General features: G+C 69.7%; 16 protein-coding genes. 10 read left to right on the top strand and 6 right to left on the bottom strand.

Features of this window, described 5'->3' with window-relative positions; translation table 11 throughout:
• The first annotated feature begins 386 nt into the window (after positions 1 to 386).
• Both SMIR_RS36480 and SMIR_RS36475 read left to right on the top strand, forming a co-directional pair.
• Positions 387 to 839, top strand: coding sequence for a DUF2550 family protein (locus SMIR_RS36480; RefSeq protein ID WP_212727960.1), 453 nt, complete (start codon positions 387 to 389; stop codon positions 837 to 839).
• 180 nt (positions 840 to 1019) lie between these two features.
• Positions 1020 to 2255, top strand: a complete 1236-nt coding sequence (locus tag SMIR_RS36475; protein WP_212727959.1) for a PucR family transcriptional regulator — start codon at positions 1020 to 1022, stop codon at positions 2253 to 2255.
• 210 nt (positions 2256 to 2465) lie between these two features.
• Here the strand turns inward: SMIR_RS36475 and SMIR_RS36470 are convergent, their stop codons facing one another.
• The 6 genes from SMIR_RS36470 to SMIR_RS36445 form a co-directional block, all read right to left on the bottom strand.
• Complete coding sequence (locus tag SMIR_RS36470; protein ID WP_212727958.1) at positions 2466 to 3647, bottom strand: lactate 2-monooxygenase; 1182 nt, start codon at positions 3645 to 3647, stop codon at positions 2466 to 2468.
• Positions 3648 to 3649: 2 nt separating this feature from the next.
• Positions 3650 to 3877 carry a hypothetical protein gene (locus SMIR_RS36465; protein ID WP_212727957.1) on the bottom strand — a complete coding sequence of 76 codons (228 nt, stop codon included), beginning with the start codon at positions 3875 to 3877 and terminating at the stop codon, positions 3650 to 3652.
• Positions 3878 to 3938: 61 nt separating this feature from the next.
• Entirely contained in the window at positions 3939 to 4769 is an 831-nt protein-coding gene (locus SMIR_RS36460; RefSeq protein ID WP_212727956.1) for an SDR family NAD(P)-dependent oxidoreductase, read from the bottom strand.
• A gap of 86 nt (positions 4770 to 4855) precedes the next feature.
• Positions 4856 to 5803, bottom strand: coding sequence for an alpha/beta hydrolase (locus SMIR_RS36455; protein WP_212727955.1), 948 nt, complete (start codon positions 5801 to 5803; stop codon positions 4856 to 4858).
• Positions 5804 to 6091: 288 nt separating this feature from the next.
• Entirely contained in the window at positions 6092 to 6481 is a 390-nt protein-coding gene (locus SMIR_RS36450; RefSeq protein ID WP_212727954.1) for a hypothetical protein, read from the bottom strand.
• 181 nt (positions 6482 to 6662) lie between these two features.
• Positions 6663 to 7337 carry a TetR/AcrR family transcriptional regulator gene (locus SMIR_RS36445; RefSeq protein ID WP_212727953.1) on the bottom strand — a complete coding sequence of 225 codons (675 nt, stop codon included), beginning with the start codon at positions 7335 to 7337 and terminating at the stop codon, positions 6663 to 6665.
• Between the two features lie 49 nt (positions 7338 to 7386).
• Here SMIR_RS36445 and SMIR_RS36440 point away from each other — a divergent pair, with 49 nt between their 5' ends.
• From SMIR_RS36440 to SMIR_RS36405, 8 genes are all read left to right on the top strand, one after another.
• The gene (locus tag SMIR_RS36440) at positions 7387 to 8883 is read left to right on the top strand and encodes a flavin-containing monooxygenase (RefSeq protein WP_212727952.1); all 1497 of its coding nucleotides are present in this window, start codon (positions 7387 to 7389) and stop codon (positions 8881 to 8883) included.
• A gap of 43 nt (positions 8884 to 8926) precedes the next feature.
• Positions 8927 to 10426, top strand: coding sequence for a long-chain-fatty-acid--CoA ligase (locus SMIR_RS36435; protein ID WP_212727951.1), 1500 nt, complete (start codon positions 8927 to 8929; stop codon positions 10424 to 10426).
• Between the two features lie 153 nt (positions 10427 to 10579).
• The gene (locus SMIR_RS36430; RefSeq protein WP_212728469.1) at positions 10580 to 11065 is read left to right on the top strand and encodes a formylglycine-generating enzyme family protein; all 486 of its coding nucleotides are present in this window, start codon (positions 10580 to 10582) and stop codon (positions 11063 to 11065) included.
• Positions 11066 to 11163: 98 nt separating this feature from the next.
• Positions 11164 to 12000 (top strand): class II aldolase/adducin family protein, encoded by an 837-nt coding sequence (locus tag SMIR_RS36425; protein WP_212727950.1) that lies wholly within the window; start codon positions 11164 to 11166, stop codon positions 11998 to 12000.
• Positions 12001 to 12086: 86 nt separating this feature from the next.
• Positions 12087 to 12218 (top strand): hypothetical protein, encoded by a 132-nt coding sequence (locus SMIR_RS44425; RefSeq protein ID WP_283959592.1) that lies wholly within the window; start codon positions 12087 to 12089, stop codon positions 12216 to 12218.
• 56 nt (positions 12219 to 12274) lie between these two features.
• Positions 12275 to 13249: a 2-hydroxyacid dehydrogenase gene (locus tag SMIR_RS36415; RefSeq protein WP_212727949.1), complete on the top strand. Its 975-nt coding sequence runs from the start codon at positions 12275 to 12277 to the stop codon at positions 13247 to 13249.
• A gap of 128 nt (positions 13250 to 13377) precedes the next feature.
• A complete protein-coding gene (locus SMIR_RS36410; RefSeq protein WP_212727948.1) occupies positions 13378 to 14604 on the top strand; it encodes an acyl-CoA dehydrogenase family protein in 1227 nt (408 codons plus the stop codon).
• A 272-nt stretch (positions 14605 to 14876) separates the two neighbouring features.
• On the top strand, positions 14877 to 17291 hold the full coding sequence (locus tag SMIR_RS36405) for a SpoIIE family protein phosphatase (RefSeq protein ID WP_212727947.1): 2415 nt from the start codon (positions 14877 to 14879) through the stop codon (positions 17289 to 17291).
• Positions 17292 to 17443: the final 152 nt, after the last annotated feature.

Below are 17443 nucleotides of genomic sequence, written 5' to 3'. Positions count from 1 at the left end.
TACGAACCAGCCCAGGAAGTCGCGGAAGCGCACACGGGAGATCCGAGAGCAGAGCCGGGCCACCGGCACGCGGTACACCGAGGCGATGCGGGCGAACGACCGCCCCCGAGCTGTCGGCCAGCAGTTGCCGTCGCGTCTGTCGCCCACCCGCACGCTGCTGTTGCCGCTCCCGCAGGACGCCTTGGGGAACCGACGAAATGCACTGGTCAGCGCATACACGAAGCCGACGAAGATCGTTTCCCGTGAATACGTTGATCGTTTCCCACCGCCCAGGTGAGTCGGCCTTCGAGGTTTGCGGGCGGGAAGGTCGCCGAGGGCAGGGTGGGCCTGCTGTTTCGACGACGCTTCCTGCCTGGCGGCGGTCGCCTCCATCGACGTTCCCCCGAATGGGTCGTGTGCTGATCGCACTACTCGCCGTGCTCGGCGTCGACCTCATCGTTGTCTTCGCCTGCGTCGTGTACGGCCGCAAGTACTGGGTGAAACGGCAACCCGGCGCATTCCGCGGCGCCATCCGGGTCGAGAGCGGAAAGATCGACGGCCTCCGGCCCAAGTGGAGCCGGGGGTACGGACGCTGGGTCCGCGACATCCTCGTCTGGACCAAGGCCCCATTTCTGTTCCGCAACGTACTCATCCCCGCCGACGCACTGAATCAGCAACGACCGGCCCGTGACGATGAGGTCAAACGGCTCGGCGACCAACCCATCGTCATCCGGCTGAAAGCAAATGGCACATTCGCCGAGGTTGCAGCCAGCGAAGACGACGCGACGGTGCTCCTGGGCCCGTACCACCGACCCTCGAACCCCGACGATCGACACCCAGGCGTACCAACCAGCACGTGACCAGGCCCGACAGGCCCTCCGAAACAGCTGGGCGGTCGGCGGGCAGCAGATGCGCTCCGTGACCAGCTGGCTGCAGTCGTTGACGCTCCCGCCGGTCGTGGAACTGATCACCGCTCCCACCAGCCATGCGTCGCATGCCCTGCCTTGTGGAGCGGTGGTGTGCGACGGCACACTTCGCATGTGAGGACGCTCAAGCCGACAGCACGAACCTTCGAGCTGGTGGCCGTGATCGCGGATCGACTGGCTCTCGACTTCGATGAGACCGTCGCCGAGATGGACGCCGCCGCAATCGAGGCGGTCCCGGCGTTCGGGTCCGACGCCGCGATCGCGGCCGAACTGACCGCGAACCACCGCGGCCACCTGCAGCGCTTCCTCAGCTTTGCCCGGCACGCGGAGTCACCCCTGCCGACCCCGATCCCGCCCGAGGCGCTCGACGGTGCCCGCACTGTCGCACGTCGAGGTATCGACCTCGACGCGATCTACGAGAGCGCTCGGCGTGCCCAGCAGGTCGTGCTCGAACGCTGGATGGCCTGCGCGTACGAGGCAGTCGGGCCCGGGCCCGAGCTGATCGGCGTCACCGAGCTCTCGCTCTCGCTCGCCTTCCGCTACGTCGACCACGCGCTTCGTGTCATGCTCGCCGAGGCCCAGCGCGAACGCGAGGAGGTGATCGGCGGCGCACTCGCCAGGCGCACCGAGACCATCCGGTTGATCCTCGACGGCGCCCCCATCGACCCTGCGGTCGCCACTCAACGGATCGCCTACGCGCTCGACCGGAGCCACACCGCAGTCGTCGTCTGGGCTGAGCCGCCCGGTGCGCCGCACGGAGCGTTGGAGTCGGCAGCGTTTGTGCTTGCCCGCGCTGCAGGCGCGCGCAAGCCGCTTACGCTTCCCGCAGGAACGACCACGCTGTGGGCCTGGATCGGTATCGACGGGGAACCACCCATCCAGGATCTGCGTTCGGCGATGGTTCGGACGCATGACAGCCTGCGCGCCGCGATCGGTCCCGCTCGACATGGAATCGCCGGCTTTCGTGCCAGCCACGAGGCTGCTCTCACCGTGCACCGTCTGCTCCTCGGCAACCCCGACAGCGAACGGCTCGCGTCCTACCGCGAGCTCGAGGTCACCGTGCTGGCTGCGCAGGATCCACGCCGGGCGGCCGAGTTCGTCGCGACCACACTCGGACCGCTCGCCGAGGAGGAACCTACGGCGGCACGACTGCGCGAGACGCTCCGCGTCTATCTCGAGGAGGCCGAGAACGCGCCCCGTGCCGCCGCCCGCCTGTACACCCACCGAAACACGGTCCTCAAGCGCATCGGGCGTGCAACCGAGCTGCTCGGCTACCAGCCGGGTGAGCGACGGCTCGCAGTCGAGCTGGCGCTCGAGCTCAGGCGGCGTCTCGGACCGCCCGCCGGCTGAGCGCGCCGGGGTCGGCCATAGCAGCAAGGACCCGCGCCTGGGCTCTGGTCGGCGGCGCGACTGCTCTGGCTGCGCGGCGTGCGTGCTGCTCCGCGCGCTCCGGGTGCGCCGCCTGACAGGGGAGGTGGGCATCGGCTCCACGGGAACCCCGGATGGAGGACTCGCCCCGGGCGTCGGTCGGCGCCCGGGGCGAGGCTTCGACTGCGTGGTTCAGACCCGCCTGAGCAGCGCGTCAGGACCCAGGTCGGCGATCGACCGGTAGCCGTCGATCGCCATAAGCAGGTCCGCTTCGGCCAGCAGCGATTTAAGGACGTGCACAATGCCGTCGTCGTCGCCGCCGAGCGCGAGCCCGTATGCGTAGGGTCGGCCGATCGCGACGGCGGTCGCGCCCAGGGCGAGGGCTTTGACGATGTGTTCCCCGCCGCGCACACCGGAGTCGAAGATGACCGGGGTGCTGCCTGCGGCCTGCGCCACTGCGGGGAGCAGCTCGATCGCGGGGATGCCGCCGTTGGCCTGGCGGCCGCCGTGGTTGGAGACGTAGATGCCGTCGACGCCGGCGTCGATCGCGCGCCGTGCGTCGTCGGGATGGCAGATTCCCTTGAGCAGGAGCGGCAGCTTGGTCATCGACCGCAGCCATGCCAGGTCGTCCCAGTTGAGCGTCGGGTTGGCGAACTCCGAGGCCCACACGAGTGCCGCGGCCCGCACATCCTCCTCCGGGGGCTTGGCGAGCTTGGCCCGGAACACCGGATCGGAGAAGTAGTTGGCCAGGCAATGGCCTTGCAGCTGCGGGAAGTTGCCGATTCCCAGGTCGCGTGGCCGCCAGCCCAGCTGCCAGGTGTCGAGCGTCACGACGATGCCCTTGAAGCCGGCCGTCTCGGCGCGCGAGACGAACGACTCCGCGACCTCGCGGTCCTTGGGGGTGTAGAGCTGGAAGAACCCGGGTGTGTCACCGAGGTGCGCTGCGACGTCCTCGAGCGGGTCGACCGAGAGTGTCGAGGCGATCATCGGCACGCCCGACTTCGCCGCGGCGCGCGCGGTCGCGAGGTCGCCGTGCCCGTCCTGCGCGCACAGGCCGATGACGCCGACCGGAGCGAGCAGGAGCGGTGTTGGCAGTGACATCCCGAAGAGGTCGATCGAGAGGTCGCGCTGGGCGGCGCCGACGAGCATCCGTGGGATCAGGCCCCAGCGGTCGAACGCGGTGACGTTGGCGTCCTGGGTGTACTCGTTGCCGGCACCGCCTGCGACATAGGACACGATGTCCGGCGGGAGGGCAGCGTGCGCGCGGGCCTCGAGCTCCGCGTAGGTGAACGGCAGGTTCTCGCGCACACCCGACAGGCCGCGCATATAGACCTCGAGCTGGAAGTCGCCGAAATTCGGCGTCGCGTTCGTCATGATCAGTCGGACCGGCGGGCGGCGGGCGAGGAGATGCAGGTGAGCCCGTACATGAGGTGGGCCTCGGGCGCGACGGCGTGGTTGCCCCCCACCGCACGCAGGATGTTCACCGCGACACGCTCGGGCGGGTAGCCGCGACGCTCGTACATTTTCTGAGCCCGGCCGGACCGCCCGTAGGGGTCGGTGCCGGTGACGAGGACGACACGGCTGTTCAGGTTTCTGACTTTCATGGCTGGCTCGGGTTCCTGATCGTGCACGCGGACGGTGGGACACACGCTCTCGCCGAAGCGTTCATCCCTTGTTGGCCATGACGGCCCAGCGTACGGCGATCCAACGTCCGACGGGCGGGGAGATGCGGCTCGCGTAGTACAGGGCGTGGGCCTCGAGGCCAGCGGGGGCGACGGCACGGTTGCGAGCGACGGCGCGCAGCATGGTCTTGGCGACCTTCTCGGGTCGGGCGCCGGTCCTCTGGAAGAAGCTGAGGACATTGTCTGCCCGTTCCTCGGTGTTTACCCCGCGGACCGGGCCCGTGCGGATGATCGGCGTGTTGGTCGGCCCCGGGCAGGAGGCGGTGACGCCGATCTTGTGGGGGCGCATCTCCATGCGCAGGGCCTGGGAGAGCCCGAAGACCGCGAACTTGGTGACGGAGTAGGAGGACATGGCGGGGCTGGGCATATAGCCGGCCGCCGAGGAGACGTTGACGACGTGGCCGCCGCGACCGCGCTCGATCATCCGGGGGAGGAAGCGTTCGCAGCCGTGCACGACGCCCTTGACGTTGATCGCCAGCTGCCGGTCCCAGTCCTCGGGCAGGGTGTCAAGGAGACCGCACCAGACGCCGACGCCGGCGTTGTTTATGAGCACGTCGACCGCGTCGAACCGGGCGTGCACGGCGTCGGCGAAGACATCCATTGCCGCAGGGTCGGCGACATCGACCGTCTGCGCGAACACCTCGCTACCGAGGGCGCGGGCAGCTGCCGCGGTCTCGTTGAGGCCGGCTTCGTCGCGGTCGCAGAGGACGAGCTTGGCGCCGCGCCGGGCACTGAGCAGGGCGGTGGCGCGGCCGATGCCGCTGCCGGCGCCGGTGATGAGGACGACCTTGCCGTTGAGGTTCTTGAGCTTCATGGGTGACTCCGGTCGAAGGCGATGGTTGATGCGGCGGGGCAGGCGCGCCCGACTTCCTCGAGGGCACGCGGGCAAGGAGTCCGGGATCAGGCTTCCTCGTGACGGGGGGCAGACGTCTCGTGGCGAGTGGGGCTCGGTGCGAGGGTGCGGCGCAGGAATTCGAGCTGATCGGCCAGCGCGTGCGCCTGCGCCGATCCCGTGTAGACGTCCAGATGGTCGATGGGGTACTCCACCAGCTGGGCCCGGCTGCCCGCCTTCGCGGCGGCCCGGCGCGCGGGCGCTGGTGGCACGAGTTGGTCGTGAGTCCCGGCCTGGATGAGCAGCGGGCAGGTCACCCGTGAAATGAATCTGATCGGTCGGTTGAACGCCACTTGGAGCGCTGTGCGTGCGCACACCTCGTTGCGCCAGCCCGGGCCGGCGACGGCGAGGTAGGCCTGCAGGACCCCGTGCTTGACCATGATCGCGTTCGAGCCGAGCTCTCCGCCGACCGGAACGAGGTGAGGGGTGCGGCCGGTGACTGCCCTCAGCGCATCACGAAGACCGTTGATGGTTGCCCTGACCAGGTGGAACGGGCCGCCGTTGCGCGCCAGTTGCAGAATGACACCGACGCCGTCCATCGCCGGCGTCATCGAGATGACCGCCGCCACGCGCTGGTCCCGGGCAGCGACCACGACGACGTGGCCGCCCGCGTAGGAATTGCCCCAGAGCACGATCCGGGCTGGGTCGATTCCCGGCAGCCGACGAGCCTCGGCGATGGCTGCGTGATAGTCCTGCCGCTGGCGCAGGTAGGAAACGTCCTGTCGTGGGGTTCCGGTCGAACCGCCGAACCCGCGGTAGTCGAAGAGCAGGACGTCAAGGCCTGCAGCCGCGAGGCCCTCGGCGTATCTCAGGAGACCGCCGTCGCGGGTGCCCCCGAAGCTGGGCGCCATGACGACGCACGGCCGTCCTCCTGCGCCGTCGAACGCGTCACTGGTCGCCGGGAGATGCCAGGCGGAGCACTGGTCTTTGCCACTGGGGAAGGTGATCTCGTGCATGGTTCCGTCCCTGGTCGGTCTGGAGTGGGGGTGCGGCCGATCGGGGGCCGCCGGCCCGAGCGCGCGCTCTGTCCGGCGCTGCGTCGTGGCGTTGGGCGACCAACGTAGGGCGGTGGTGCGCCGAGAGGAATAGCCGTACGCACATACTTTGGCTTCCGAGGTGTGCTGTGGCACACCGGGAGGTCGCAGGCCGGACAACAGCGCATCATGGCGCGGCAAATGCGTCCGGCCCCGGGATGGCGGGCTGCTCGTGGACGGGCAGCCCGCCATCCCGTCACTGCCGTCCCGTCACTGCCGGGTCATGGCGATCCGCCAGCGCTCCTCGATCGGGATCAAGTGCTCCTGGTTGGCCGCGGTAGCGGCCACGTCGATCTGCACCCACCGGATCTCGCCGGTGAAGTCGTTGCCGCGCGCCGGGTAATCCGGCGTGACGGGCGAGCCCGACTCGCAGCCCACGTCGGCTGTCTCGTCGCCGGAGAACACGATGGCCTGGGTCACCGGCAGCTGCCCGCGGCCCACCTCGGCACCGTCCAGGTAGAGCGTGACGGTGCCGCCCTTCACCGAAGCCGTGGCGGGGGCATACCGCGAGGCGATGTCGGAACGAGCCCGTCGGGACCGGCAGGTCAGAAGCCTGCTGCTGGCCGCACTCTCGACGGCAGGCCGGACGAGGGCATACACCTGTGGGAGTGCGCCGACCCGCTGCGGCTGCCGCAGCGGGGGGCGCCGTGGTCACCGTCGAGCGGGAGGCGGCGACGAACACAGCGCCGCCCGCGGAGCCCAGAGGTGGCCCATGCCCGGGAAGAGTGCCTGGGCACCGAAGCCCACGTCGTCGAGCAGGATCACCATGACGTTCGGTGCGCTACAGCCGCAGCGCGGCCTCCAGGTAGGCGGTGAGGGCGATCCGGCCGTGGCGGATCACGTCGGGGTCGGGATCGCGGCGCTCCCGGAAGGCCAGGTCCAGGATCCGGTCGCCGAGCTCGACCGCCATCACGAAGACCAGCAGATCGGTCTGCGGGTCGGCCAGGCCGTCCGCGACGGCAAGGTCGTGCAGGTGCTCGGCGATGCGCCGGTGGTAGCGCAGCACCTCGGCCCGCACCGTCGGCGAGACCCGCCCGTCCAGCCACAGCCGGGCGGCGTTGTGGTTGGCCTGGAAGTAGGCGGCGAACGAGTCGAGCTTGCGCTCGACGAGCTCCGTCAGTGACGAGGGCGTCCAGCCTGCCTCATCCGCGGCGAGGAAGGCGCCGAGCCGCTCAAGGTGCTGTTCCATCAGCGCGTCGAGGATCTGCTCACGGTCGACGAAGAAGCGGTAGAGCGACGGCGCGGTGATGCCGGCGCGCTTGGCGATGGCACGGGTGGTGACGGCCTCGACGCCGTCCTCCTCGAGGAGGAGGGCTGCGGCGTCGAGGATCCGTTCGACGGTCTCGCGGCTGCGGGCCTGGACCGGCTGTCGACGGCGGCTACGAACGGGCTGGTCCTGGTCCCGCCCGGCACTGGTCGATTCCTCGGGTTCTGGACTCTTGACGACTGCTGACATGGGTGGGAGCGTAACGCGACTCGCGTTAGCTTTCTAGAGGGGTGGCCACATGGCAGCTGAATCCGAGCCGCAGCATCTCGGCGTCGTCGTTATTGGAGCCGGGTTCGGTGGGCTGGCCGCGGCCCACTCGCTCAAGGGCGACGGTGAGGACTTCGCCGTGCTGGAGCGCGAGCAGGAGGTGGGCGGCGTCTGGCGGGACAACAGCTACCCCGGCTGCGCCTGCGACATCCCGTCGCACCTGTACTCGCTATCCTTCGCGCCCAACCCGCACTGGACCCACGCCTTCTCCCAGCAGTCCGAGATACGCGACTACCTGCGCCAAGTCGCCTGCGAGCACGGGCTGCTCCCCCACATCCGCTTCGGCTGCAGCCTGCTCGGGGCCGCCTGGGACGACACCGCCCAACGCTGGCGGATCGAGACCAGCGCCGGACCGCTCACCGCTGATGTGCTCATCGACGGCAGCGGCCCCATCGCCGAGCCGTCGCTCCCGGACCTGCCTGGTCTGGACGGTTTCGCCGGCGAGGTGTTCCACTCGGCCCGCTGGAACCACGACCTCAATCTGACCGGCCGCAAGGTGGTAGTCATCGGTACCGGTGCCTCGGCGATCCAGTTCGTGCCCGCGATCCAGCCGATCGTCGGGCGAATGACCGTGGTGCAGCGGACGGCGCCGTGGGTCACCCCGCGGATGGACCGTGCGACGACCCGCCTCGAGCGGCGGCTGTACGCAGCCGCGCCGTGGCTGCAGCGGCTGATACGCGGGCGGCAGTACTGGATGCGTGAGCTGGTGACGTGGAAGGTCATGGTGTCGCCGCGCGTTCGGCGGATCGCGACCAAGGCCGCGCTGTGGCACATGCGACGGCAGGTGGCCGACCCCGCGCTGCGCGAGCGGCTGACCCCGAACTGGGAGCTGGGCTGCAAGCGCATCCTGATCTCCAATGACTGGTATCCGGCCCTGTCGGCGCCCAATGTCGAGGTGGTCAGCGCCGGCGTCCGCGAGGTGCGGGCGCACTCGGTGGTCACCACCGATGGCCGCGAGCACCCCGCCGATGTGATCATCTTCGGCACCGGGTTCCATGTCGCCGACCCGCCACTCGCGGACCACTTGCGCGGACGCGACGGGCGGACCCTGGCCGAGTGCTGGAACGGCAGCCCGCACACCTACCTCGGCGTCACCGTGACCAACTTCCCCAACCTGTTCCGCCTCGGCGGCGCGGGCAGCGCGACCGGCCACAACTCCCATGTGTTCCAGGAGGAGTGCCAGGTGGCGTACGCGATGGACGCCCTGCATCTGATGCGCGCCCGCGGCATCACCAGTGTTGAGGTCCGCGCCGAGGAGCAGCGCGCCTACGTCGAGCAGCACACGGCGCGGCTGGCCGGCACGGTCTGGTCGGTCGGCGGCTGCAACAGCTTCTACCAGGGCGCCGACGGCGTGGCCTCGCTCAACTGGCCTGACGCGACCTGGAAGTACCGCCGCGCGACCCGCCGCTTCGATCCCGCCCCCTACGAGCTGCGCACCACCGCCGCCGTCGCACCCACCGCGAACTGAGCCCCCACGCTCTTCCACCACATCACGACAGAGAGACCTGGCCATGACCAACCTCGCGCACAACCTGACAGCCTCGGTGACACGCGACGACGACGCCCCCGCGATCCTCCTCGGCGACACGCTGCTGACCTATGGGGAGCTCGACGAAGCCAGTGCCCGCGTGGCGGGGCTGCTGCGCGACCGTGGCGTGCGGCCCGGTGACCGGATCGGCTGCATGCTGCCCAACGTGCCGCAGTTCGCCGCGGTGTACTACGGCATCCTGCGCGCCGGCGCCGTCGTGGTGCCGATGAATGTGCTGCTCAAGTCGCGTGAGGTGGCCTTCTACCTGGGTGACTCGCAGGCCACTCTGGTCCTGGCCTGGCACGGTTTCGCCGAGGATGCCGTGGCCGGCGCGGCCACCGCGGGCACCGAGTGCCTGCTGGTGACGCCGGGAGAGTTCGAGACCCTGCTCGCCGCCACCACCCCCCAGGCCGGGATCACGGAGTGCGAGGCGTCGGACACCGCCGTCATCCTCTACACCTCGGGCACCACCGGCACGCCCAAGGGCGCCGAGCTGACTCATGCCAACCTGACCAGCAACACCCAGGCCTCGATCGACCTGTTCTCGCTCACAGCCGGTGACGTGGTGCTCGGCGCGCTGCCGCTGTTCCACGTCTTCGGCCAGACCTGCGGTCTCAACGCCTCGATCGCCGCCGGCGCCTGCCTGGCACTGGTGCCGCGCTTCGACGCGCACGCGGTGCTGGAGACGATCCAGCGCCAGCGGGTCAGCATCTTCCAGGGCGTGCCCACGATGTACGTCGCGCTGCTGAGCCACCCGGAGCGGGCGACGTTCGACGTGGACAGCCTGCGGCTGTGCGTCTCGGGCGGCTCGGCGCTGCCCGTGGAGGTGCTGCACGCCTTCGAGGCCGAGTTCAGCTGCATCATCGTGGAGGGCTACGGGCTGTCCGAGACCTCGCCGGTGGCCTCGTTCACCCACCCCGACCGGGTGCGCAAGCCGGGGTCGATCGGCCAGCCGGTCGACGGGGTGGAGATGAGGCTGCTGGACGTTTCGGACGGCGTCGGCGAGATCGCCATCCGCGGCCACAACGTCATGAAGGGCTACTGGGGGCGCCCGGAGGCCACCGCCGCGGCGATCGACACCGACGGCTGGTTCCGCTCCGGTGACCTGGCCCAGGTTGACGAGGACGGCTACTACTTCATCGTCGACCGCAAGAAGGACCTGATCATCCGCGGCGGCTACAACGTCTACCCGCGCGAGATCGAGGAGCTGCTGTACACCCACCCTGCAGTGCGCGAGGCAGCCGTCGTCGGCATCCCCCACCCCGCGCTCGGCGAGGAGGTCTGTGCCGCCGTCGCGCTCAAGGACGGCGTCACGACCACCCCCGAGGAACTGCGCGAGCACGTCAAGGCCCAGGCAGCGGCGTACAAATACCCGCGGCACGTGTGGATCGTCGAGGAGCTGCCGAAGACGTCCACCGGCAAGATCCTCAGGCGCAGCGTCGAGGTGCCGGCGAGCGTGACCGCCGCCCACACCGCGGGCTGACCCCACCCCTGGAGGCTGCCTTCTGCCATCGGCAGCAACGGCAGAAGGCAGCCCCGGGTCTTCCTGTATCCCCCGCAGCCCCCGTACCGGCCCCTGCGTCGGCAGCCAGCGTCCCGACAACGAGAGAAGGAGGCGACATCGAATGAATGAAGCATCCACCGTAGCCATGCCGCCGCCCGCGGGGCAACCGACCGCCGGGGCAGCCGGCGAACCGGGCGGGACCCGCAGATACGCCTGGGGCGTGTTCGCGATGGCGTTCACACTCGTGATGTCCGACTATCTCTCCCGGCAGTTGGTCGTGTCGATGTTTCCGCCAACGACTATGGCCTGTACGACATGATCGGCAACGTGTGGGAGTGGACGCCGGAGTGGTACGCCGAGCACCGGCGCCTCGCGACCAACACCCCGACCTGCTGCGGCGCACCACGGCCGCGTGTCAACCCGGATGGCGGCGAGGAGGCGGACAGCGCCGAACCCGGTCAACACCAGCGCATCCTCCGCAAGGTGATGAAGGGCGGATCGCACCTGTGCGCGCCGAACTACTGCCGCCGCTACCGTCCCGCCGCACGGCTGCCCCAGCCGATCGACACCTCGACCTGCCACCTGGGCTTCCGCTGCATCGTCCGCCCGGCTGCGTGAACCGCCGGGCGCGTGCGCACGTGGACCATCGACGCCTTGCACCGCGATGGCGAGCGTGTGGTCCAGAGCCTCCTCCCCCTGCCCCAAGGAGAATCGCCATGTCGGCCGCAGCCACTCCCACCAGTCGCCCCACCGCCGAGCCGCTCCCGGCCACCGGGCTGACCCCCATCCCCGAAGCGGACCTGATCTTCCCCCGACCGCCGGTCTTCGACGATGCGGCCACCGAGCGGCGCCACCGCAAGGAGCGGCTGGCCGCAGCCCTGCGCCTGTTCGGCCGCTTCGGCTTCGAGGAAGGCGTCGCCGGCCACATCACCGCACGCGACCCCGGGTACCCCGACTACTTCTGGGTCAACCCGCTCGGTGTCTCCTTCAAGCACATCAGGGTCAGCGACCTCCTGCTGGTCAACGGTGACGGCGAGGTCGTCCAGGGGCGGCACAGGGTCAACCGGGCGGCGTTCGCGATCCACTCCGCGGTCCACCAGGCCCGCCCCGACGTCATAGGCGCGGCACACAGCCACTCGGTGTACGGCAAGGCCCTGTCGGCCACAGGCCAGCATTTGGAGCCGCTCACCCAGGACGCCTGCGCCTTCCACCAGGACCACGGTCTGTTCGACGACTACACCGGCGTGGTGAACGACCCCACCGAAGGCAGGCGCATCGCCGACGCTCTCGGCTCCCACAAGGCGGCGATCCTGCGAAACCACGGCCTGCTCACCGTCGGAACCTCCGTCGATTCCGCCGCGTGGTGGTTCATCACGATGGAGCGATCCGCTCAGGCGCAACTGGCAGCCAAGGCAGCCGGCCCGACCGTCAGCATCACGGATGAGAACGCCAAGCTGACCCACTCCCAGGTCGGCAGCGAGTTTGTCGGCTGGTTCCAGTTCCAACCCCTTTTCGAGCAGATCTCGCGGACCGATCCGGACCTGTTCGAATGAGCTTGCGGGCTGCCCCCGCACGCGACACAGCGGCGCCCGCGGCGTGCTGCGGCCACCCGTACGCCTAGAGGCACGGCCTCGACGGCGTGGCCGGCGTCAGTCACGTACTGCGCCGCCTGCTCGCCGAGTTCGGCCTCAACCCGGCCCTGTCCGGCTGGACCCGGCTCGCCGAGCGCACCCCTGGCGTCCTGGTCCGCGCCGGGGAGAGCCCCTGGTGACGGCCCGCCAAGTCCGATACCGAACCAAGCCCACCCAACCATCGCAGGAGCCAGCCATGACCGACCGCAAGACCGTCCTCGTCGTCGTACCGTCGCACGTCGGCGGACGCAAGGTCGGCGCCGTCTTCGCCGCCGCCTTCGCCGACCGGGCCGATGTAACGGTGGTGGAGGCCACCGGCGAGGATCCGGAGGCGCTGTCCCGCGCCCGGGTCCTGGTCACCGCCCTTGCACCGGTCACCGGGGCGGACATCCAGGCCGCGCCGCGCCTGGAGTTCGTCCAGTGCTCCAGCCACGGCTTCGACTACGTGGACCTGGACACCGCACGCGCCCGCGGGGTGACGGTGTGCAACATCGGCTCCACCGGCGCCGAACACCGGGAGGTCGCCGAGCACACCTTCGCGCTCCTGCTCGCGCTCGCCAAGCAGCTCGTCCCGGCTCATACCGCGCTCGCTGTCGGCGACTGGGCCATGGACCGCCTGCGGCCGTCGCTGACCGGACTCGCGGGCAAGACTCTCGGCCTGGTCGGCTTCGGGGTGGTCGCCCAGGAGGCGGCCCGCCTGGCAGCCGCGTTCGACATGACGGTGCTGTATACGGCGCGCAGCGAGCACGCCGAGGCAGCCGAGCGGTACGGCGCGCGCCGGGTGCCACTCGAGGAACTGCTGCAGCGCTCGGACGTGGTGTCGCTGCACGTCCCGCTCACCGAGGAGACCCGGCAACTGCTGGACGCCGACCGGCTGTCGCTGCTGAAGCCCACCGCATTTCTGATCAACACGGCCCGGGGCGCCCTCGTCGACCAGGAGGCCCTCGCGGACGCGCTGGAGGCCGGTCGGATCGCGGGAGCCGGCCTCGACGTCTTCGACCCCGAGCCCCCGGGACCGGAGCTTCGGCTGCTGCGCGCGCCCAACGTGGTGCTCACCCCGCACATCGCGGGCGCCACCCGCGACACGGTGCCCCGGATCGTCACAGCCGCGATGGAGAACACCACGGCGTATCTGGACGGCAAGCCTCCGCGCGACGTGGTCTACGGATGACAGGGAGAGCCGATCAGGGCACGCGGCTGTGCTGAACCCGCTAACGCCACGACGGTGTGGTCGACGGCGGAGTGCACAGCGACCCGTTGCCGCACGGTAATACGTACTACGAATGATTGGTTCCACAGATGACTTCTGCTCCGCGCCGCCAGGCGGATCGCCTCTACCACGAACTCCTCGCCCCCCAAGAGACCGAGGACGTGCGCGCGGCGGTGCGCGCGTTCGCTGAGAAGCACGTCGCCCCGCACGCTGCAGCCATCGCCGACGGGGATGAGCGTACGGACGGCTTCCCGCGGCATGTGTTCGACGCGCTCGCCGCAGCAGGCGTCCTCGGTATTCCGCTGCCCGCCGATGTCGGCGGCCACGGACTGGCTCACCCGGCGACCGCTGCGGCGGTTGCCATGGAGGAGCTGGCCTACTACTCCAGCAGCATCGCGGCCGTCTTCGACGTGCAGGGCGTCCTGGCGGGCAACTCGCTCAACCAGGGCACCGACGCGCAGCGCAAGCGCTGGCTTCCCAAGGTGGTCGACGGATCGCTGGTCGGCGCGTTCGCCACCACCGAGCCGGATGCCTCCAGCGACCTGTCTCCGCAGGCCGCGCAGACCGTGGCGACGCGCTCAGAGTCGGGGTGGGTCCTCAACGGCCACAAGTGCTGGATCTCCAACGCTCCGGTCGCCGGGTTCGTCCTGGTTCTGGCCCGCACTGGCGAGCGGCTGAGCATGTTCATCGTCGACACGGATCTGCCCGGCGTCGAGGTCGGCGTGCCCGACCGCAAGATGGGCAACCGCGGCCAGGTCACCGCCGACATGCACTTCAACAACGTCGAGCTCTCCGACGACGCACTGCTCGGCGGTGTTGAAGGAAAGGGCCTGCGGCACGCGCTGACCACACTGACGTACGGCAGGATCGCCATCGCAGCCGCTGGTGTCGGCATGGCCCAGGCCGCCTTCGACCACACGGTGGCCCACCTCTCGACGCGGCACACCTTCGGCCGACCGGTCGCCTCCAACCAGCACTGGCAGTTCCTGCTCGCCGACCGCGCCACCGAGATCGAGAACGCCCGTTCGCTCTACACCAAGGCCGCACTACGCCTGGACGCTGGCAATCCTTCTCCGGATCCGGAGGTCGCCATGGCCAAGCACTACGCCACGCGATTGTCGGTCGACATGGCGCGCGACGCCGTCCAAGCATTCGGCGGTCTCGGCTTCGCCCGCGAGCGCGGCGCTGACGGTCGACTCGGACCCGTTGAGGCGATCTACCGGGACAGCAAGATTGGTGAGATCTACGAAGGGACCAACGAAATCCAGAAGTGGGTCATAGCCCGCCAGATCTTCGGCCGGGACGTCATCGGCTGAACAGCCCGCAGCATCGCCATGGCACGTCACTGGTGAACGAAGTGGTTCCTGCGGTCCGGGCAGACTGCGTCTGTCCAGCCGGCGTCGCGGTCTTCATCGACCCGGCCACCATGGTCACCAGTCTGGGCGACCTGGAACGGGCTGGATACGCCGTGCCGGCACTGGGCATGATCGGCTGTCCTGAGCGGCGCCCGATCGCCGTCTGCGGTGAAATGGCCTTGTCGACCTCGCCGCCGAGGACGGCGAGGGGAAGCGCCCTGGAGGAGTCGACCATGAACGCGCGACCGGGCACCTCTGAGCCCCGCGGGCGGTCCGCGGCACGTGGTGCCCGGGTTGTGCTGGACGAGCAGGGTGCCGTCGCCGAGTGGAGTGCGCAGGCCCAGGATCTGCTCGGCTATCCGGCGGACGAGGCCCTGGGCCGCCCTGTGACGGCACTGCTGTTTGCCGGGGAGCGGTCGGCCTCCGCAGGCCTCACGGAGGAGACGCCGAGCCCTGGTGAACGGTTGGCCGCCCGGCATCGGGACGGGCACCTCCTCGATGTCCGCGCACAGGTGCGCCTCCTCGTGCAGGACGGCACCGTGCGCTGGGCAGTGGTCCTGAAAGCCGCAGACGGCACCGATGAGCAGGTGCTCGATACGGCACTGCTGAGGGCGCTGCTGACCGAATCCCCACTGGGAGTGCAGGTCCTCGACCCCGAGCTACGGGTCGTCCGCATGAACCTCGCCGGGCCGGGACCACGGGGAGTGGTGGGTGAGGAGGCCATCGGGCGCCTCGCTCGTGAGGTGGCTCCGGGCGTGATAGATGACGCTGCGGAGCAAGTGCTCCGATCGGTGCTGGAGACCGGTGAGCCGGTGATCGACTTCGAACACACGGGCCGCCCCCCGTCCGACCCCGATCACGATCACACGTACTCGGTGACGCTCCTGCCACTGAAGGATGAGAACGGAAGCGTTCTCGGGGTGTGCGTCACTTCGCAGGACGCGTCTGAGCGGCACCGGGCACAAGCGCGCCTGGCCCTGCTGGTGGAGGCGGGCACCCGGATCGGTACGACGCTGGACGTGATGACGACGGCCGAGGAGCTGGCCGTGGTCTCGGTGCCGGCCCTTGCCGACGTCGTCGCGGTGGACGTCCTGGACGAAGTGTTTCACGGTGAGGCGTCCCCGCCCGGGCCGGTGAGCGCCGAGGCGCTCGTGCGGCGCGCCGCTTTCCACGTTGCCCAAGGGCTGGACGTTCAGCCGGCGTACGCTCCGGACGAGCTGGTCCCGACCCACCCGTCGTTCTTCACCGCGTGCCTGACAGACCTGCAGCCCCGCCTGTTGCGTGACCTGAAGGCCGACCGCGAGTGGTCCACCCTTGAGCCCCACCGAGCCGACATCGTGCGCAGGGCCGGCACGCACTCCATGATGGTCGTACCACTCACCGCCCGCGGTGTGATGCTCGGCCTGGCCAGCTTCTACCGGACGAGGACCACCGATCCGTTCGAGGAGGACGATCTCGCCCTCGCCACCGAACTCGCCGCCCGGGCGGCCGTGTGCATCGACAATGCGCGGCAGTACGCGCGCGAGCACAGCGCGGCGCTCATCCTGCAGCGCAGCCTGCTTCCGCAGCGCCTCCCGGCCCAGAACGCGGTGGAGGTGGCCTGGCGCCACGAGCTCTCCCGAAACGTCGGGGACTGGTTCGATGTCATCCCGCTCTCCGGCACGCGGGTGGCTCTCGTGGTGGGGCACCTGGCCGGGCAGAGCATGCAGGCAGCGGCGGACATGGGTCGGCTGCGCAGCGCCATCAACGCCCTGGCCGCGCAGGACCTGGCCCCCGAGGAATTGCTCACCCAGCTGAACGACCTGGTGACCGGCCAGGCCGATGCCCAACCTCCCGACGACACCTCGGCAGGGACGCCTCTGGCAGGGGTCAGCTGTGTGTACGCGGTCTACGACCCCATCTCCCGACGGTGCACCTTCGCCCGGGCCGGCGAGTTGGCACCTGTGATCATCAAGCCCGAAGGCGCGGTGGAATTGCCCGACGTCCCGTTCGGCCCACCGCTGGGCCGCGGTCGTCCGCCCTACGAGACCGTCGAAGTGGAACTACCGGTGGGAAGCGCTATCGTCCTGTCCACCAGCAGCCTCGTCCAAGGCGGGGACCCGCAAACGGTGCCGGCCGGTCTGCGGCAGATCCTGGCCAGCCCCCACCGGCCCATGGAAGACACCTGTGACGCCGTGGTCCGCGCACACCAGGACAGCGGGGAGGACAGCATCACGTTGTTGCTGGCACGCACCAAAGGCCTCAGGGAGGGCCAGGTGGCGGCCTGGACCCTGCCGAACGACCCGGCGGTCGTCACCACCGCCCGCACGCTGGCCCGTCGGCAACTCGCCAACTGGAGCCTGGAAGAGTTGGAGCCCACCACCGAACTGATCGTCAGCGAGCTGGTCACCAACGCCATCCGCTACGCCAGCGGCCCCATCCATCTCCGCCTTATCCGCGACCTCACCCTCATCTGCGAGGTCACCGACGGCAGTAGCACCGCCCCGCATCTGCGCCATGCGTACGAGACCGACGAGGGCGGCCGGGGTCTCTTCCTCATTGCCCAGCTCACTCGCCGTTGGGGCACCCGTTACGCCGGACGGGGCAAGACGATCTGGGCCGAGCAGGCCCTCCCCCTGGCCGATCACGATCAGGTCGAGGCTGCTTGATCACCCGCAGGTTGCGTCCACGGAGGCGGTATACGGGTCTCCACCTGATCCGGAGGCTCGACCTCTGGCCTCAAGGCCAGCCCTCGACGTCATCGAGAACGCGGCCCTCAAGGCCGCCGACGGGTCGAAGATCGACGCCGACGCCACGGGGT

It is taken from the genome of Streptomyces mirabilis (assembly GCF_018310535.1).
Taxonomy (GTDB): Bacteria; Actinomycetota; Actinomycetes; order Streptomycetales; family Streptomycetaceae; genus Streptomyces.
Note: the sequence above shows the minus strand (reverse complement) of the source record. Positions and strands in the feature narration are given on the sequence as shown.